This window comes from Chlorogloeopsis sp. ULAP02 (assembly GCF_038404745.2).
Lineage (GTDB): Bacteria > Cyanobacteriota > Cyanobacteriia > Cyanobacteriales > Nostocaceae > Chlorogloeopsis.
In genome coordinates, this window is sequence record NZ_JAYKTT020000012.1 from 226,916 (window position 1) to 244,895 (window position 17,980).

Here is a 17,980-nt window from a genome sequence, read left to right on the forward strand (position 1 = left end):
ACTCTGAGATAATCTTTCTCCATTTTTAAAGAGCTAGAGAAATATAAAAGTTTGAAAACACGTCCTATTACCTACATAGCCAGTACCGATTACACACCTTTTTTCCGAATACCTTGTTGCTTGTATAAAGCTAGCTTTGCTAATTCACTTAGTTTCTGAAAAAGTTGTTTGTCTAATAAAGCAATTACAGCTATATACGTTAAAGCAGCAAGTGGTATACAAATGGCAAGTATGATATTTGCACTTATTGATGCCGCAAAAAAGTATTTAAATGTAAAGACAATTGCGACTATAGCCAGACAACCACATACTTGTGTTAAATATTGACGCAAATAAATAATCAAATCAAGTTTAATTAATTTACGGAGTAACAATAATGGTATTGGTGCAAGTAGGTAACTGCGAATTACATATGCCATTGCCACAGCTAAAATTCCCCATTTAACTACTAGAAAAAATGCAAGAAAGTTACTCACACTATTTATAAAAGTTACCCATAATCTCCAAGATGGTTTACCCATAGCTATCATCAACGAACCGTTGAAGAAAAAAATGCAATGAAGAGGGCCGACAAGGGATAAAGCCTGCATAACAGGAATACTTGATTCCCATTTATTTCCAAAAACAACTCTGACTATTTCTGGTGCTAATACAGCTACACTAATAAAAATAGGAAAAGAGATTAAACTTGATAGCTGAGTAGCACTATAAAATGCATTTCTTAATTTCTCTGGCTCTTGCTTTAACCTTGAAAATGTAGGTAATGCAACCTGAGTCAAGATCCGAACCAAAAGCTGTGTCATTACCAATAATATGCGGTAGGCGACATTGTAGTACCCTAAAGCGATCGCACCAAGGAAATATCCAATTAACAAGTCATCACCATGACGACTAAAAAAATTAAGGAAATTAAAACCTACAATATTGACACCAAAGGAAAACATTTCCAGAAAGTGCTTTTGAGAAAAATTAAATCCCGGTCGCCAATCACTAACTCGCCATAAAGTTATAACTGCGACAAACCCAAAACTTAATTGCTGACAGACAAGACTCCATACTCCCAAGCCTTGAAATGCCATTGTAATACCAACCGTACCACTGGCTAACGTAGCTAATAGCGAACGTATAGCCAAAGCTTTGAAATGAAGTTGGCGTGAGAGAATTGCCGCTTGAACACTATTTAGAGCACTAAATAAGAAGTTAAAAGATAAACAACGAACAATTAATGTTAGCTGTGGTTGATTGAAGAAATTAGCTACGATGTCTGCGACTAAAAAGCCAATAACTGTTAGTGATGTGCCGATGCCAAGAATTGTCCAAAAAGCAGTGTCTAGGTGTTCTGATTCTAGATTATCCCGTTGCACGATCGCCTCACTAAATCCCTGCTCCAAAAAAATCTGCATGAAAGTAACAACAACACCAGCTGTTGCTACTAATCCAAAATCTTGAGGGCTAAGTAGGCGAGCAAGTAAAGAAAAGACAGCAAAGGAAATTACTTGGCTACCCCAACTCTGAATTGCAGACCAAACTACACCTTTGACTGCCTTTTGTCGCAAATTTGATGATTCTTTAGATGATTGCATGAGAGGAAGTTTTAATTAGTTGAAGCTATAACAGTAAAGCTAAGTAGAAGGCAGTGGTTCGACTTCGCTCACCAACCTGGCAGAAGGAAATTAGGACAAGGGGACAAGGAAAAACTGGCTCCTCTCCTTGTCCTCTTCTGTACGCACCTCAGTAAGGGCTGCTTAACTTATCCAAAATCCCTTTCTCGTTTTTGTCGAACACGTGCAGAATTTTGAGAAATACTAAATGATTCAGGCGATTCTTGAGTGTAGTAGAAGTAGCTGTCAGGCTCGTTTTTCACATTCACACCATTAATTACCATTCCCAACACTTTTTGACCTGACTGTGTCAAGAATTCTTTCGCGGCATTAGCATTAGCAGCGTTAACTATGCCTGGGCGTACTACCAGTAAAAGACCATCAACTAGCTTACCTAGAACCGAAACATCTGCTGTTCCTGCTAGAGGAGGTGTATCAAAAATGACGCAATCATAGCTTCTTGCAAAGATAGTGACTAATGCTGTCATGCGTTGAGAATCTAGTAGCGCGAGTGGATTAGGAGGTATAACTCCAGAAGGAAGTACATGAAGGTTAGGCATCACTTCCTGTACTACTGTATTCAAGGGAATTTGGTCGTCAACGATCGCATTACTTAAACCTTGAGCATTTGTTAATCCCCAGATGTGATGCTGGCATGGACGACGCATATCAGCATCTACCAACAGCACTCTACGTCCAACTTGTGCCATGACTATGGCTAGATTAGCAGAAACCTCAGACTTTCCTTCCTTAGCAACAGAACTGGTGACGGCGATCGCTTTTAGTTGCTTATCTGAAAGGAACCTTAAGTTTGCTTGCAGCATTTGATATGCATCACGAATCGCAAACAGATGGATATCTCTACCTACCACTCTGGGTATTGGTCGATCTAGCTTTCCTGTCAAAGTTTTGCCATACCGACTCAAATTAGGAATAACTCCCAACAGAGTATATTGAAACAACTCCTTAGCTTCTTTAAGTGTTTTCACAGATTGGTCTACCAATTCCAAGCTAAAGGCAGCAACTACTCCTAACAAGATGCCTAAAATCCCCCCAGCAGCAATAATCAATGTTTTACGAGGGCCACTCGGTTGATCTGGTATCAATGCTGGGGAGATAATACTCGCATTACCCACATTTTGATTTTCTGCTACATCTACCTCTTGTATTCTTGTCAAGAGATTTTCATAGGTGGTTTGCGCTGCTTTTACCTTTCGTTCTAACTCCCGCTGAGTTTCTTCTAACTTAGGCAAAATATTTGCTCGTTCCTTATAGATAGACAGAGTATTGCTTAAATCAGCAATTTGTTTCTCTAAACCCAGACGTGCTTTTTCTGTGTTAGCCAAATCTTGAATCAAGGCTTGTCGCACCCCTCCAATTTGCAAATTCTTGAGAGAAACTTGCTGGTTTTTGCCAGCTACTTGCTCTACCCGTTGTTGCAATACCTGGCCCAAAGCAGAAGCTTGTTCTTCTAAATTGACAATATGAGGATGTTCAGGCTGAAAACGAGTTCGTGCCACCTCCAAATCTGCTTGTGTTTTTTGAAGCTGACTGAGTAACTGCTGGGTTCCAGGTATTTGGCTCAACTCAGCGTAGGTGATGGCTTTTTGGGATTCAACTTCTATCTGCTCTTTTAACTTTTGCGATTGCGCTGTGACGTTAACTAATTGAGCTTGTGCTGTGGCAATATTATCTTCTAACTTAGAAATAGTACTAACCGCTTCAGCAGCTTCTTGTTGTAGAACTACTATTTTGTTTGCTTCTTTAAATTTGCGTAGGTTTGACTCTGCTTGCTTGACAGCTTGCTCAGTTTTGGGTACTTGTTCCCACATAAACTTCCGAGCTGAGACTGCCTCTGCTCTGTTAGTTTGGATATTCTGCTTTATATAAATTTCAACTAATTTATTAACTACTTGCGCTGCCATTAAAGGATCGGAATCTGCATAATAAATTTCCAAAAGGTCTGTGCCTTTAACACTGACTACGCTTAATGCCGCAGCTAAATCTTCAATCCTTAAGGGATTGCCTAAACTATCTCTAAGATTGAGAGCTTTCACGGTTTCCTGCAAAACAGGAACAGAAGTAACTATTTTAACTTGAGTGTCAACTGGGCTACTCTGACTGACTAAAGCTTCTAGTCTTCCTAAATCTTCACCCAATCCTGTGAGAGAAGAAGTACGATTAGTTTTAATTAACAGGCTTGCTTGTGCTTGATAGTATGGTTTGAGTGAGAATGCATATACTGAAGCCAGGGTTAAGACAGTTCCAAAAATTCCTACTGCCGGTAGCCAACGTCGTTGCAACACTAGCCAGTACTTTTGGAAATCTATCTCTTCAAAGGGATGAGTATTGTTGATTGAGTCCATAGTTTATGAATGCGAATGTATTCTGAGTTGCCGTCATATATCTACACGCGATCGCAAGTCATACAATTTTAGATTTTTGATTAAGAATCGCCCTGGTGCATTTGAGTTGTATCAATGCATCTGTTGGAATCATTATTCAAATTGGTTGGTGTCACTTAAGTGACAACTCTAAAATCTTTGCTGCTTTTATGGCTAACCATCCTTGCATGTCTGCGAGTAAATTCGCTCACGGAAGGATTTCCGTCAGGATGAAGTACTCCGATCGCCTGCTGCCAAAGTTCTGGAGATGCTACTGATACTTTGTAGATGCGGTTCTGCTGAGGAGTGTCTTTCCTAAGGTGGCATTGGACGTAATACCATTTCGTTTCTTGACACTCGTCACACCAAAAAGCTTCTAACCATTCACCTTCTAAAGAAATTGCTGTTTTGCTTGCTAACAACAGTAAAGCACTCTGCCGTCCCATTCCTCGCTGCTGGAGTTGCCCTGGACGATCTGCAAACAACGGATATTTTTGACTCACGCTGTCAAGATAGCATCCATGAACCGGACAGTAGATAGCCCGCCGCTTTGAGCGTTTGCGATTTCTATCACATCTTCTTTGCAAATCAGCCTCCTTGGAAATGGGTAGATGCACAGGTAATACAGCAGGAACATCAGTTGTTCACAATTACTTCACTCAAAAGTAGGGAATAGAAGTGCTGTTGATAAATAGTAAGGTGTGTTACGGCTATATAATAATTTGAGAGTTTAAGAGCAATGAAAATTAGTTGTACGCACCCTACAGTTTAAGCTTTCGTCCTTTAGGAGGATGTGAAGATCCAGCCAATCAATAAATAATAAATGTGGGTAAAATTTTTAAAGCTTAATATATCTATGATCACAACAGTTGTTAAGCGTTACTTATCTTGATCTATTACAGGCGTCGTAATAATATTATTTAGAAAAGTAATTACTGCTTGCTTGAAAAGATACCGGATTTTAGTGACAGTTTTCCTGTTGTGCGACCATCTTGAGCTACAAGTACCTAGCAAATCAAAAGATGGTTACGGTGGAAGAACCGAGATCAAAAGACCGTCAAAGCTCTACTCCATCAATTCAAAATAGTTGAATTTAATTGTCTTGAATTCTCCTTTTAAATGAACAATCCGCAAATAGTTTCAGAAAGATTTCATAAGAAGAATTTGAGAATTCAGCATTCATAACCACATGATTGATTAATGCTCAGATCATTTCGATTTAATTCGTGTCTAATGTAATTCACTGCCAGAGCCTCATAACAATAATTATCCTGATTTGAGCCTTGTAAATAAGTGCCGAATAGATGCAACTAGGCTTGCAGAAACTATGTTTAATTAGTATCAAAATATCTCAAAGCAATTCAATCTGTGTTTTATTTTAGTTTGACTGCTCAGAATGAGATGTAATTTACATTACACTTAAACAAATTAAGTTACTATTTTTTCATTTAGCTCTACCCATATGCTTTCAATTAAAGCAATTATATGGCTTATATACATCAAGTATACAGCAGATAGGAATTTACTATATGTTCTAAATAAATCATATATACAGCATATGAGTATATATGATAACTCTGACGACTCTTGATTCGTGTAGGAAATTAGCATAATTTGAAGATACTTAAGTAACATATTCATAACTCAAGCTAAATACAATACATTTAATAAAGTACGGGTACAGGAAATTAAGTAGTAATATCTACAGATTTTGTCTATGTATATATGCTCAGTAAAACTATAAATTAATAACAGCAGCTATCAAAATAGGATTTTCCAGCGAATACTCAAAATATATGTAACTTGCAAATGTATAAATTATTGCTTTTGATTATAGTAATAGCTGCGTGCTTTTTAGTAAGATAATATTAGTTATTTTCTACAAAGTAGAAACCGTATTAATTTTTATTTTTGGGTAATAAACTATACATAAGAATCTCAAATAACTATAATATTGCAAATCCAAAACAATATCCCGATTTACTCGTAGGTTTATAGTATAAAATTTAACATTTGCATAGATAATATTTGAAATACGCATAACAATAACGATTCTGTTTAAGATGACTTCTGATGATAAAACAGGGAGACGGAGATTAATTTATAGCAACATTTTAGAGAACAGATTCCTCTTTCTCCTCTAAATGAATTTAGTCCTCCCTTCTAATCGAAGAAATTGGGAATAACTTAGTTCAAATTTTCTAAAAAACAGCTACAGAATTTTCAACTTGTAGATTACAGCAGTGACAGCGCCATGCACTTCCGTATTATCCCTGAATAATCGCATCTAACAACTTCTCGGCACCAAAACGAACTGCATCAGTACAAGGCAAGCCAGTTTCATCCTCAACTTGAGCGATCGCGCTCTGAGCAGCTTCCTCATCTAGATGCCAAGTATTAAGTGCAATACCAACAACAGGTACTTGTGCAAAAGCACCAGCAGCACTGGCAACCATTTCATAAAGCTTGACTACATCTGGCAAGGGCGGAATCGGTACTCCCTCGACGACTTCAGTTTGCCCAAAACGATGTACAAGTATCAGCTGCGTTGGTTGGGAGCCACGGATCAATGGTAGGGTTGCTGTGGAACCGGGATGTAGTAATGAACCTTGTCCTTCAATGTGCAAAATATCGTGGTTTTGGCCATATTCCATAACCATTTTTTCCACAGCGCCAGCAGCAAAGTCTACTCGTACCGCATCCAATGCGACACCATCCCCTTTTAACATCAAACCTGTTTGTCCCGTCGCGATAAACTTAGAGCGCCAACCCCGTACTCGTGAAGCCGAATTCAACTCCAGGCTAGTAGACATTTTGCCGACTGACATATCAGTTCCCACAGTTAGCACCCGCCGACAGGAAAGAGTGCGTGCCATGCCAGTACCAATTCCTAAATTCGGTGGTTCTTGACGCACATCCCAAATTAATTGTTCTGATTTCAGCAATGCCTTTAAATCGGGCATTGTTGACATTGGTACGTGCAAACCGTTAACTAACGACATTCCTGCTGTCAGGGCATCCTTGATGTCATGCCAATAATCATCTGGTATAACACCTCCCTTCGTAGCAATGCCAATTACCAAGACTTCCGGATTGTAGTCTAACGCTGCTGCCATTGAGGCGACTATCGGCACATCACGCTTAATACCCGTTAATGCTGACAAAGATTGTCCTGCACACTCGCGATCAATTACAGCTACAATTGGAGATTCACTGTAACGTAGAAGTGACAACCCAGTTTTACCATGAGTTCCGCGAATTCCTTCGTGTAATAAGATAGCTATCCGTCGATCAAGCAGCAAACGCACTGCGTTGTACCCCCAAGCCTGGTAAATTGTTTGGCAAAACTCTTCCCTCTTGCACGAATGCTCCTGTAAAGGGATCGTCAATTAAATTCAAGTGACTGTCTAAATCCAAATAGTCAGCTAGCGGTGCAAGCTGTGCCGTTGCTGTATTCAGAAGCGTGCTATCGGAATAGCAACCGAACATCACTTGCAATCCCCAGGCACGAGCTGTATGTACCATCCGCATTGCCTCGGTTAACCCCCCTGATTTCATTAGCTTGATATTAATGCCATCAACCAAGTTTGCCAATTGGGGAATATCGCTGCTCGTAAAACAACTTTCATCTACAAAAATAGGTAAGGGCGATCGCGTCTTTAATTCTGCTAAATTTTTTTCCTCGCCTCGTGGTAGTGGTTGTTCTACATACTTCACACCCAACTCTGCCAACCAACTACACATTTTGATCGCATCTTCCAAACTCCAACCCCCGTTGGCATCAACATATAAATCTTGAGTTGGTGCTTCTTCTCGCACCGCCATTAACATTTTCCGATCTGCCCCAACACCATCTGGGCTACCCAATTTCACCTTCAAAACACGGACATCCATAAATTTTAACCAATCTCGCGTCCTTGTCCTTGCCCCTTCTGGCGAATTAATTCCAATAGTCACCGAAGTTGGCACTATGGCGTTTCTATCCAGCCCCCATATTTGCCACAGCGGTAACCCCACACGCTTTCCTAACCAGTCATGCATCGCCATATCCAAAGCCGCTTTAACCGCAGAGGGAATTTGGATTTTTTTGAAAATACCTTCTATCTGCTGTCGTTGTAACGGGCTAAATCCTTTTAATCCAGGTGTGATTTTTTCCAAAGAATCTTTGATCAGCTCCGTCGATTGCGGATGACTACCCACACTAAACGGAGAAGCTTCTCCCCACCCTTCAATATCATCATGGACAATCCTTACCCACACATTTTTTGTTTGTGCTGTTGTGCCGCGACTAATTGTCAAGGGAAACCGCTTGTTAACTGTAAAGATTTCCGCCTCAATTTGCATAGGTATACTTGAGATGGTCTTAGGCAAGTTTAAGTTTAATCTCAACTTTGAGTCGAGATTATTCCTTTGTTATACTTTTTCACACCCTTTAATTTTAATTATTGCTTTGTCACTGACCACCCCCCTTCGGGGCGGGTGTAGGGGTGTAGGGTAAAGCAATTAGCCCCGAAGAAAAGGATGCAAGCCCCTGCTTTTAAGCATGGAGAAGAAAAGAAGATGTATTTCGAGATACGTAGTACGAGAAATACGGCGTCGTTGTTTCAAGCCCCTAAATTTATTTATGGGTTCCCTTACACCCCTATACCCTTATCCCCTTACACCCCTAATTCTTGACTGGAGCATCCAATTTATCTATGAAAAACCTAGAAAAATGGCAACTGCTGCAATCAAACTTGGTTATAGACCATTATTGGTGCAAAGTGAGGCAAGATGAAATCAAATTACCAAATGGAAACATTATAGATGATTATTTTGTCTATATTAAGCCGGAAGTAGCCTTAGTTTTACCGATTACTAGTAGCAGAGAAATTGTTTTTGTTCGCCAATATCGCCATGCGATCGGAGAGTTTTTCATAGAACTCCCAGCCGGAAGTTTCGATCCAACACAAGAAAGTGCACAGACAGCAGCAATAAGAGAACTACAAGAAGAGACAGGATATATTGCTGAAAAATTAATAAAAATAGCCACTTTCTACGAAAAACCTAGTAAAGAAACAAATCAATTACATTTATTCTTAGCTGAAAATGTAGTAAAAGTAGGCGGACAAGAGCTAGACATTACAGAAGAAATAGAAATTGTTTTGATTCCTGTGGAATCAGTTTTAGATAAAATTACTCAAGGTGAAATTTCTGTTGCGGGTACTGTTGCTGCTCTTTTTTTAGGATTAAATTTTCTTAGTTAGTTTATTTAAGTAGGGTGCGTTAACGCAGTGTAACGCACCCTACAAATTCAATTAATTCCGTAACATCAAATATTTAAATCACGTAAAGCCAAACGAATTTGCTCGACTCGTCTGCGGTTGACACCGAGATCCGACTCTCCCACACGAGATGCCGATCGCACGTGAATTACTGACTCATTGGCAGGGAAATAAAACTCTACATCATCAACAAATTTGAAGATGCGGCTTTTAGAAATAGCGTGGATGTAATTAGGAGTCTGTTCTAAAACTTCTGTACGGGGAACAACGCTGAGAACTTTTAGTAAGGTTTGGAGTGCTGTGTCTTGATCTACATGATAAGCGATCGGGTCAATGGTATGTTTAGGATCGGCATCTTGACTCATAACACAATTATTTGAAGCTGGGCAAGAACTAAGATGACCATTATTAACTCCCAAGCTAGAAGCCCAAGTAGCAGCAGGAAGTATTGTTAGGGTTAGAAGGATTGCAAGAGCGATACTCCAAATAAGTCGCTGCGCGATCGCTGTTAACAGACGGGACATTCTAAATTTACTCTTCAAGGTTTGCATAGCACTTTTCTTATTTTCGGTCATTTCGGTTGCCTGCCGTGAGTTGTCGGTTCGCTCTAAACTGAATCGCATGATTAAATGTTATTGTGATTTTTCATTTTATTAAAAAAACTTTCTTTAAATCAGGATATAAGCAAGATAAGTATCTTTGCGTAAATATTTAGCCATTTTTCAGCACGATTGAAATCGCTGTATTCCTTTACTATTCACTGTTCCATTGCCTAAATAGATAATTTATTTTGCACAAATACTTACTTTATGATTAGTAAATATGGCTCTTTACTGTATATTTTTACTCAGATAAAACAAGTTTATTCAATAGTATAGGACTCATATTTGATGTTTGAAAAACACGTAGGGTGTGTTGTCGCGAAGCGCAACGCACCGTTTTCAAGGGTTGGGTACATTAGACTAAAGTCATAACACAACGGTAGTTTTGCGGGAAGAAAATCTACACCGCAAACTGCCTCCCCTACAAAGACTTATTTTTTTCAGTAATCAAACCTGATTCTTATAGTACTGGCAATATTTACCAATTAAAAGCAAGTTATCTATTTTAAAAAATCAAATAATTAAAACTTACTTATTAACAAAGAATAGTTGTGAAAAGAGATTAGGAACAGAGATTATCTAAAATATTATTATTTTTTGTTAAACATTTATTCCACTATTAATCAATTCTTAGACTTGATTTAAACCCAATTTGATAATCAATCGTTTTAGCAACTATTTAGTTAGCTTTTATTTCTCTTCTAAAAATTTCAAAAAGGATATTTATGGAGCGTTTTCATTTCGAGCGCTTGTTATCCACCAAAGCAAAGCGGCGGCGCTTTCTAATTGGTGCTGGGACAGTTACCGCAAGTGCGATCGCCAGTTGGACTCATAAGGTGGTTGCACAACCAAGATTTTCTGCTGATCCTTTTAGCCTTGGTGTTGCTTCTGGTGATCCTTTACCAAATAGTGTTGTGTTATGGACACGGTTGGCTCCAGATCCTCTAAATGGTGGTGGTATACCACAGGTGAATGTGCCTGTGCGGTGGCAAGTTGCTTTGGATGAAAACATGAGAAAAGTTGTGCAGCGGGGCGTGGCAATGGCAACTCCCCAATTTGCACACTCTGTTCACGTAGATGTACATGGTTTGCAACCTGAGCGTTGGTATTGGTATCAGTTCAAGGTAGGCAATGAAGTTAGCCAAATTGGCCGCACCCGCACTGCTCCTGCTATTGGCGCTCCACTTCATCAGCTTAACTTTGCGTTCGTTACCTGCCAGAAGTGGGAGGATGGTTACTATAGTGCTTACCGCCGCCTAGCCGAAGAAAATTTGGATTTAGTCTTCCACCTGGGCGACTACATTTACGAATATGGCATCCCTTCCACAGGTGGTGCGCGTAATGTGTCTTTACCAGAGCAGTTCTCTCAAGAGACGCAGACGCTTGAACAGTATCGCCTTCGATATGCTCTCTACAAAACAGACCCAGACTTGCAAAAAGCTCACGCCTTATTCCCTTTTGTGGTTACTTGGGACGACCATGAAGTGGACAACGACTACACTAACGAGATATCCGAAAAAAACGATCCGGTTGAGTTGTTTCTCAACAGACGTGCAGCAGCCTATCAGGCTTACTACGAACATATGCCGTTGCGCGATTTTTCCACACCACAGAGAGCAGATACACAACTCTTCCGGCGGCTGACCTTTGGCAATTTGGCTGAATTTAGCGTACTTGACACACGCCAGTACCGCAGCGATCACCCCTGTGGAGATGGTGAGACACCCCGTTGCTCGGCTGCACTAGATCCGTCAAAGACTATGCTTGGCAAAAAGCAGGAGCGCTGGCTACTCGATGGTCTTGATCGCTCCCAAGCACGTTGGAATGTTCTTGCTCAACAGGTTTTGATGGCAGAGCTAGATCACAAAATCGGTTCAGGGGAGGTGTTTTGGAATGACTCCTGGGACGGATACCCTCTTGCACGCGATCGCGTCTTCAGCCACATTGTCAGTAGGCTAATAACTAATCCAGTTGTGATTACTGGAGATTGGCACTCTACGTTTGTCAATGACTTAAAGCTGAATTTCAAAGACTCAAATTCTCCTACTGTCGCCACAGAATTCGTAACTCCGTCACTTACAAGCAATGGTGACGCAAATGTTTATGGCCCTTATTATGGCCCGATGATTCCAGAAAATCCACACATTAAATTCTTCGATGGTGATCGCCGTGGCTACTTCCGGGTTAACCTTAATCACCAACGCTGGCAGACTGACTTACGTATCGTCACAACTGTGAGTCGTCCAGATGCCCCTGTCTATACTTTGGCTTCTTTTGTTGTTGAGGATGGTCGTCCAGGTGTACAAAGTTCATAGTGGCGATCGTACTTTCTACCCAGCTCAACTGTGCGTCTAAAGTCTATATAGCCGCCATCATGCACCTTAGTCACAACTAATCCTCAAAAGTACTAACGTCACTCAGCAGACACTCTTTATTTAGAGTACAATTGTACTGTAAATGGTGAAATCGCCAAAGTCAAAACACTTAATGTATTAGGATGCTTCTGATTTTTAGCTAGAAGCATCTTTATATTTGGGGAGAATTTTTCTGACTACTTCAGTTCTGCTTCTAATTTTTTGAATTTTGTGTACTCTTTATCTTTATGCTGCCAGTATTTATCTACCGTCTCTTTTGCAGCAACTGCACTGTCATATTCTCTTCCTCCTTCAATGAATAGGCGCTCTCTCACTTTTTTACGTATATCAGATACAACTTTTCCATTAACTTTACGAGTTTGTGACCAATCTAAAATCGGTGCTGGATAGGAAGTTCTACCAATATATTTATACTGAATAATTTCTGAAAAACTGTAAGCTCTTAGTTCGTTTATCCAATAGTAAATAAATTTGAGATCTGGGTCTTTTTCGGAAATATTTTTATTCGGGTTATAGATGCGAAAAGTATCACTTAATGGATTAGTAATACCTGATTGCATTTGCCATTGCCAGTTATCAATTGCTAAATCTCCATCAACTAAATAGTTCATGTAATGTCTTGCACCGTGATGCCATGAAATACCACAGTTGATAGTTAAAAATGTAGCACACATTGCCCTCATACGAAAGTTCATCCAGCCCATAATTTTCAGTTGCCTCATACTGGCATCAATTAAAGGAAAGCCTGTTTTTCCAAACTGCCAAGCGTGAAACAGTTCTTGTTTTTCTACTGGCAAGTCTAGAGGTGTATACCATTCATCAAACTCTGGGTAACGATTTTGATAGGCTATTTCTGGGTGATAATATAGCCTTTGAGTAAAACTATCATGCCAGCGTAAACGTTCACGAAATGCCTTTAAAGAAAACTCTGGCTTTAGTTGATTTTTTAATTCTTCTGCCCTTGACTTAGTACTTTGATAAACAGTGCGAGTTGAAATTGTACCAAAGGTTAGATGTGGTGATAAGTGAGATGTTGCCCCCTGTTGTGCCAACCAAGGACGTGAAACTTTCCAATGATAGCCATTAAATCTACTTTCTAAAAATGAATTTAATATAGTTTGAGCTTTTGTTTCACCACCAATAAAATATGCTTTTTTTGTTTTCCAAAAAACTGAATACTTTTGTTTTAATTCTACAAATGTAAGTTGAGGTATGTTTAGAGATAGTGACGGAGTATTAATACTAATAGGTTTTGGATAAATAGGTAGTTTTTGGTACGTATAATATTCACTATACCAATGCTCGCGTTTGTCTTCAGATTGTAAAAAATTATTTAGACCTATATGATAATTAAGATTTAGTTGTTGATAAAAATGGACTATAGCCTGATCTCGACTAATTCCATACTCTACTTGTACATCACGATTAAAATAAAGTTTTGGTCTATATCCATGCTGCATTAATTGTTTAGTTAATTCTTGTATGATTTCTACAGATTTACCTTCAAATAATATTAATCGGCTACGTAATTGCTGAAGGTTATGATCTAAATTTTCTAAAGACTCAAACAAAAACTGCACTCGTGCTTTACTCGTATCAGTCCACTGATAAAACCAAGGGTCAACAATAAAGAATGGTAAAACTGCGGCATTGTTGACAGTTGCTAGTGTAACAATTTCGTTATCTGTTAACCGTAAATCTCGCCGAAACCACAGAAGGTGCATGATCCTATTTTCTTTATTCAACTTATAATACAATTGTACTAATTTTTTCATAGTGGAGCTATGACTTACGCCTACAGCATGGACGATGTGGTGCAAGTAGCCAAACAGGCAGCTTGTGATATCGAGGCATGGTTGTGGGCAAAACCAGAAACCATCAGTGTCACCAATGTAGAGAATGAGCTAGACTACCAACGCAGAGATATTGACCTGATCTGGACAACGCAGGCAGGGAAAATTTTAGTGGAGGTGAAAGGCGACAGGTGGAACCAAACTAAAAATTTCTTTTTTGAAACACATAGCAACTTAGAGAAAGGTACCCCTGGCTGCTTTATTTACACGGAAGCGCACTTTGTCTTTTACTATTTCATCAACTCCCGTCAGTTGTACAGACTACCCATGCCTAAAACGCGGGAGTGGTTTTTGATTACGATGCGGCGCTTCAGGGAACGCTCTACTATAACACCCGTGGGAAGCAACCACTACACCACTGTGGGACGACTGGTGCCGATCACTACAGTGATGTTGGAAGTGCCAGGTGTCAAGATAGAGTATTTATAGGAGGGAGGTACGATACAAAAAATTAAAAGTTGAAATTGTCCACGTTCTTTAGCTAGTACTACCTGTTTAACCAATTCCCAATCGCAGATGCTCAACTTTAATACAAGCATCCATAATCACATTTAGCCCTGCATCTAAAGCTTTTTGTGCTGCTTGTTGGTTGTAAATACCTAGTTGCACCCATACAGTTTTAGTGTTGATGGCTATTGCTTCATCAACAATTGTGTCTAAGTACTCAGAACGACGGAATACATTCACAATATCTATCGTTTCTGGAATCTCTTTCAGGGAAGAATAACTGATTTGACCGTCGATTTCCTTGACAGTTGGGTTCACAGGGTAAACGGTATAGCCCACACTCCTTAAAAATTGGGCGATTTGATAACTGGTACGCTCTGGTTTATCAGAATGGCCAACTACTGCTATGACTTTAGACTGAGCTAATACCTCACGCATGGCATGATCATTGTCTTTGAGGAGAGGCATTTTTTCAATCTCTTTATAAATTCGATGCTAATACAAATGGTAAGCCATAAATTGCTATTGGGTGTCAAGTAGAAAGCAGCCGCCAGGTATGAAAAACCTTACACCCAGCCCTCTACGAACTCGCAAACAGATGCGGCGTAGCCGGGGAGAGGTAATTTTCAAGTTAGACGGTCATGTAATAAATCACACAACGAGGGTATGAAAATTTGGCTCTTCCTACACACGCCACGTGACGCCACTGGCTTTATACTGGGGAACCCGTCCACCAGACTGGCTCACCGCCTTCGGCGTCTACGTGACGGAAACCGCCTTTGGTGGGGGGCTGCTTCACCGCAGTGGCTCCTTTACACCCCCACACCCATTTTCAAGACAGGATTCTTGTTTTTTCAAAGCTCTAATCTAAAATCTATCTCGCCCATTGCTGCAAAATATAAGCACAAAAAGCCTCTTTATCTACCTGATCCATTGCATAAATCTTACGACCTCCAGACACTATTTTTGTACGTCCCTGGCTGGAACCACTAGTAATAATTTTTGTTTCCCACTCCCGTAATTGATATAATTCTGGACGAGCAAGATAAGCTGTTGCCAAGACATCCCAGAAATAATAATCTTGGGGAATAACAAGTGCATAACATTGTCCAGCTAAATCAGAAATTGGATAGTGGCGCTGTCTTCCCATTTTTCTTACTATCTCGGATGTCACAGGAACATTGTTAGTTAAATCTAAAGGACACATAACTATCTCTATCTGACTGTGCCACACCCGCGCTACAGAAATTGCATCCCAATAAGCATTCCATTCTGCCGAACCATCTTGCCCTGGTTCCCAGTTTTTTTCGACATTTCCTGGAACATTTAACGCACCTCCCATCCAGATAATTTTTTGAATTTTTGCTTCGATATCTGGTGCTTTGTCTAGTGCATATGCAATGTTTGTTAATGGCCCAGTTGCCATCAAAATTACTGGTTCTGGAGCTTCTCGCAGCGCTTTCACCATAAAATCTTGACCAGGTTCTGAAACCAAAGGCGTGCGAATAGTTTCGCTTTGATTAAGAATTGGAAAATGATCTACCACAAAAGAATCACGGCGATAAAGACGGGGAAACGGGTTTATGCCACGCACCGTACTTTCGGCGACAGGGATATGCGAACCTCCCATCAAGTCGAGAATTTTGCGTGTAGCGCTAACAGCAGGTTGTGCATAACAATCAGCAGGAGTGACAACGATGCCGAGAAGTTCGATATGATCCATCGTTATTAGCAGCATAGTTGCAAGATAATCATCTACACCACCGTCGTGATCCATTAATACGAGTTGTTTAGACATAAGAGGAGATTGAATAAATGGACGAATTTATGCAGGCTGCTATAGACGAAGCAAAACAAGGTAGACAAGAAGGTGGAATTCCCATTGGTTCGGTGCTTGTTAAGGATGGCAAAATTATCGGCAGAGGACACAACAAGCGTGTACAAGACGCCGATCCAGTCACTCACGCCGAGATTGATTGCCTTCGCAATGCTGGTAGAATCGGCAGCTACAGAGGTACAACACTCTATTCAACCTTAATGCCATGCTATTTGTGTGCAGGGGCAGTAGTACAATTCGGTATTAAAAAAGTTATTGCTGGAGAATCAGCAACTTTTTCTGGTGCGAAAGAATTTATGGAGTCTCACGGCGTAGAAGTAATTGATTTAAACTCAGATGAATGTAAACAAATGATGACACAATTTATCGCAGAAAAACCCGATTTGTGGAACGAAGATATTGGTAAGTGAAGTATGAAGTCTGAATTAATAATAAAATATTTTATCCTTTATCCTTCATACTTTATCCTTCTCATCACTTCCCTCTCTTTCAGAAATACATCAAAAGTTAATCTATCTGGTAGTGAAGTTTGAGCACCTGGTTTGGTTGCTGCTAAAGCGCCTGCTGCCGCACCCCAGCTCGCGGCTTGTTCTAAAGAAAGTCCTTCTGAAAGTGCAGCTGCTAAACCACCGTTGAATGCATCTCCCGCAGCAACTGTGTCAACTGCATCTACTGGAAATGCAGGCACAAAGAAAGTTTCGTTGGAGGTAGCACAAACTACTCCTTGTGCGCCTAATTTAACGATCGCATTCTTTACTCCCCTTTGCCGCAGTTGCACAGCTGCTTTTTTTGCTGACTCTTCTCCACTGACAGAAAAACCAACTAATTGGCTTGCTTCTCGTTCGTTGGGAGTCATAACGTCAACTAATTGATAAAGTTCATCTGGTAGGTGAGACTGTGCTGGTGCGGGATCGAGAATGACTCTGACTCCTGCTTCTCTTGCGGCTGCACTAGCAGCAACAACCGCAGATATGGGAATTTCCAATTGTAAAAGGAGGGCTGAAGCTTGCGGTAGTAAACGTAACAAGCGTTCCACATCGTCTTGATTTACGCGTCCGTTAGCACCAGGTACTACAATAATTTGGTTTTCGCCAGCATCATCAACAGCGATCGCGGCGACACCAGAACTAACTGTTTCATCTACAAACACATTTTCAGTCTCTACGCCAGATGCCTGCAAACTTTTAACTAATTCTTTGCCGAAATTATCTGCTCCAACACGCCCCACCATCTGGGTAGGAATTCCCAGTCGTGCTAATGCTACCGCTTGATTTGCGCCTTTACCACCTGGTGCTTGAAAAAAATTATGTCCCAGCAACGTTTCTCCAGGAAGTGGTAACCGAGATACTGTTGCCACCAAATCTATGTTAATACTGCCAAAGACGATAACAGTCATAACTGGGAATTTTTTAGAAATGACTACATTCAAATCGCCTAGAACTAAAGTACCCTACGGGAAGCCGCCCTCTGGGCGTCTACCAGGCTTATAGTTCAAGTCAATTTTAACTGACTGAAAATCTTACATAGTTTGCTTTATCAGACTTTAGCTTTAAGGCAAGAAATAAATTTCTTGGCGGATAAGAGCACAGATGCAAGATCTGACTATACGAAAATAAT

14 protein-coding genes are annotated in these 17,980 nt (G+C 40.2%); 4 read left to right on the forward strand and 10 right to left on the reverse strand.

The genetic code is table 11. The annotated features are described in order from the left end of the window. Positions 1-89: 89 nt before the first annotated feature. The 5 genes from U2718_RS07885 to U2718_RS07905 all read right to left on the reverse strand — a co-directional run bounded on the left by U2718_RS07885 (position 90) and on the right by U2718_RS07905 (position 8,329). Entirely contained in the window at positions 90-1,583 is a 1,494-nt protein-coding gene (locus tag U2718_RS07885; RefSeq protein ID WP_341993366.1) for an MOP flippase family protein, read from the reverse strand. Between the two features lie 167 nt (positions 1,584-1,750). Then, a complete protein-coding gene (locus U2718_RS07890) occupies positions 1,751-3,967 on the reverse strand; it encodes a polysaccharide biosynthesis tyrosine autokinase (protein WP_341993367.1) in 2,217 nt (738 codons plus the stop codon). Between the two features lie 155 nt (positions 3,968-4,122). After that, positions 4,123-4,572, reverse strand: coding sequence for a hypothetical protein (locus U2718_RS07895; protein WP_341993368.1), 450 nt, complete (start codon positions 4,570-4,572; stop codon positions 4,123-4,125). A 1,680-nt stretch (positions 4,573-6,252) separates the two neighbouring features. Then, positions 6,253-7,293, reverse strand: a complete 1,041-nt coding sequence (locus tag U2718_RS07900) for a DUF1611 domain-containing protein (RefSeq protein WP_341993369.1) — start codon at positions 7,291-7,293, stop codon at positions 6,253-6,255. Next, positions 7,277-8,329, reverse strand: coding sequence for a dipeptide epimerase (locus U2718_RS07905; protein WP_341993370.1), 1,053 nt, complete (start codon positions 8,327-8,329; stop codon positions 7,277-7,279). Before U2718_RS07905 ends, U2718_RS07900 begins: the two co-directional genes overlap by 17 nt. A gap of 353 nt (positions 8,330-8,682) precedes the next feature. Here U2718_RS07905 and U2718_RS07910 point away from each other — a divergent pair, with 353 nt between their 5' ends. Continuing rightward, positions 8,683-9,231 carry an NUDIX hydrolase gene (locus tag U2718_RS07910; RefSeq protein WP_341993371.1) on the forward strand — a complete coding sequence of 183 codons (549 nt, stop codon included), beginning with the start codon at positions 8,683-8,685 and terminating at the stop codon, positions 9,229-9,231. A 65-nt stretch (positions 9,232-9,296) separates the two neighbouring features. Here U2718_RS07910 and U2718_RS07915 read toward each other — a convergent pair whose 3' ends face one another. Continuing rightward, positions 9,297-9,773 carry a DUF1499 domain-containing protein gene (locus U2718_RS07915; protein WP_341993491.1) on the reverse strand — a complete coding sequence of 159 codons (477 nt, stop codon included), beginning with the start codon at positions 9,771-9,773 and terminating at the stop codon, positions 9,297-9,299. Positions 9,774-10,576: 803 nt separating this feature from the next. On the opposite strand from U2718_RS07915, the gene U2718_RS07920 reads away from it, so the two are divergent. After that, a complete protein-coding gene (locus U2718_RS07920; RefSeq protein ID WP_341993372.1) occupies positions 10,577-12,166 on the forward strand; it encodes an alkaline phosphatase D family protein in 1,590 nt (529 codons plus the stop codon). Between the two features lie 236 nt (positions 12,167-12,402). Here U2718_RS07920 and U2718_RS07925 read toward each other — a convergent pair whose 3' ends face one another. Beyond that, on the reverse strand, positions 12,403-13,950 hold the full coding sequence (locus U2718_RS07925) for an FAD-binding domain-containing protein (RefSeq protein WP_341993373.1): 1,548 nt from the start codon (positions 13,948-13,950) through the stop codon (positions 12,403-12,405). A gap of 60 nt (positions 13,951-14,010) precedes the next feature. On the opposite strand from U2718_RS07925, the gene U2718_RS07930 reads away from it, so the two are divergent. Next, on the forward strand, positions 14,011-14,508 hold the full coding sequence (locus tag U2718_RS07930; RefSeq protein ID WP_341993374.1) for a hypothetical protein: 498 nt from the start codon (positions 14,011-14,013) through the stop codon (positions 14,506-14,508). Positions 14,509-14,574: 66 nt separating this feature from the next. Here U2718_RS07930 and U2718_RS07935 read toward each other — a convergent pair whose 3' ends face one another. Together U2718_RS07935 and U2718_RS07940 are read right to left on the reverse strand one after the other, a co-directional pair. After that, positions 14,575-14,994 carry a CoA-binding protein gene (locus tag U2718_RS07935; RefSeq protein ID WP_341993375.1) on the reverse strand — a complete coding sequence of 140 codons (420 nt, stop codon included), beginning with the start codon at positions 14,992-14,994 and terminating at the stop codon, positions 14,575-14,577. 406 nt (positions 14,995-15,400) lie between these two features. Then, the gene (locus U2718_RS07940; protein WP_341993376.1) at positions 15,401-16,324 is read right to left on the reverse strand and encodes a nucleoside hydrolase; all 924 of its coding nucleotides are present in this window, start codon (positions 16,322-16,324) and stop codon (positions 15,401-15,403) included. Between the two features lie 17 nt (positions 16,325-16,341). On the opposite strand from U2718_RS07940, the gene U2718_RS07945 reads away from it, so the two are divergent. Further along, positions 16,342-16,773 carry a nucleoside deaminase gene (locus U2718_RS07945; RefSeq protein WP_341993377.1) on the forward strand — a complete coding sequence of 144 codons (432 nt, stop codon included), beginning with the start codon at positions 16,342-16,344 and terminating at the stop codon, positions 16,771-16,773. Between the two features lie 38 nt (positions 16,774-16,811). On the opposite strand, the gene rbsK is transcribed toward U2718_RS07945, so the two are convergent. Beyond that, on the reverse strand, positions 16,812-17,759 hold the full coding sequence (gene rbsK, locus U2718_RS07950; protein ID WP_341993378.1) for a ribokinase: 948 nt from the start codon (positions 17,757-17,759) through the stop codon (positions 16,812-16,814). Positions 17,760-17,980 lie beyond the last annotated feature (221 nt).

Coding starts and splice junctions, on each gene's coding strand:
- U2718_RS07885 (WP_341993366.1), bottom strand. CDS start 1,583: ATGCAATCATCTAAAGAATCATCAAATTTGCGACAAAAGGCAGTCAAA.
- U2718_RS07890 (WP_341993367.1), bottom strand. CDS start 3,967: ATGGACTCAATCAACAATACTCATCCCTTTGAAGAGATAGATTTCCAA.
- U2718_RS07905 (WP_341993370.1), bottom strand. CDS start 8,329: ATGCAAATTGAGGCGGAAATCTTTACAGTTAACAAGCGGTTTCCCTTG.
- U2718_RS07910 (WP_341993371.1), top strand. CDS start 8,683: ATGAAAAACCTAGAAAAATGGCAACTGCTGCAATCAAACTTGGTTATA.
- U2718_RS07915 (WP_341993491.1), bottom strand. CDS start 9,773: ATGTCCCGTCTGTTAACAGCGATCGCGCAGCGACTTATTTGGAGTATC.
- U2718_RS07920 (WP_341993372.1), top strand. CDS start 10,577: ATGGAGCGTTTTCATTTCGAGCGCTTGTTATCCACCAAAGCAAAGCGG.
- U2718_RS07925 (WP_341993373.1), bottom strand. CDS start 13,950: ATGCACCTTCTGTGGTTTCGGCGAGATTTACGGTTAACAGATAACGAA.
- U2718_RS07930 (WP_341993374.1), top strand. CDS start 14,011: ATGACTTACGCCTACAGCATGGACGATGTGGTGCAAGTAGCCAAACAG.
- U2718_RS07935 (WP_341993375.1), bottom strand. CDS start 14,994: ATGCCTCTCCTCAAAGACAATGATCATGCCATGCGTGAGGTATTAGCT.
- U2718_RS07940 (WP_341993376.1), bottom strand. CDS start 16,324: ATGTCTAAACAACTCGTATTAATGGATCACGACGGTGGTGTAGATGAT.
- U2718_RS07945 (WP_341993377.1), top strand. CDS start 16,342: ATGGACGAATTTATGCAGGCTGCTATAGACGAAGCAAAACAAGGTAGA.
- rbsK (WP_341993378.1), bottom strand. CDS start 17,759: ATGACTGTTATCGTCTTTGGCAGTATTAACATAGATTTGGTGGCAACA.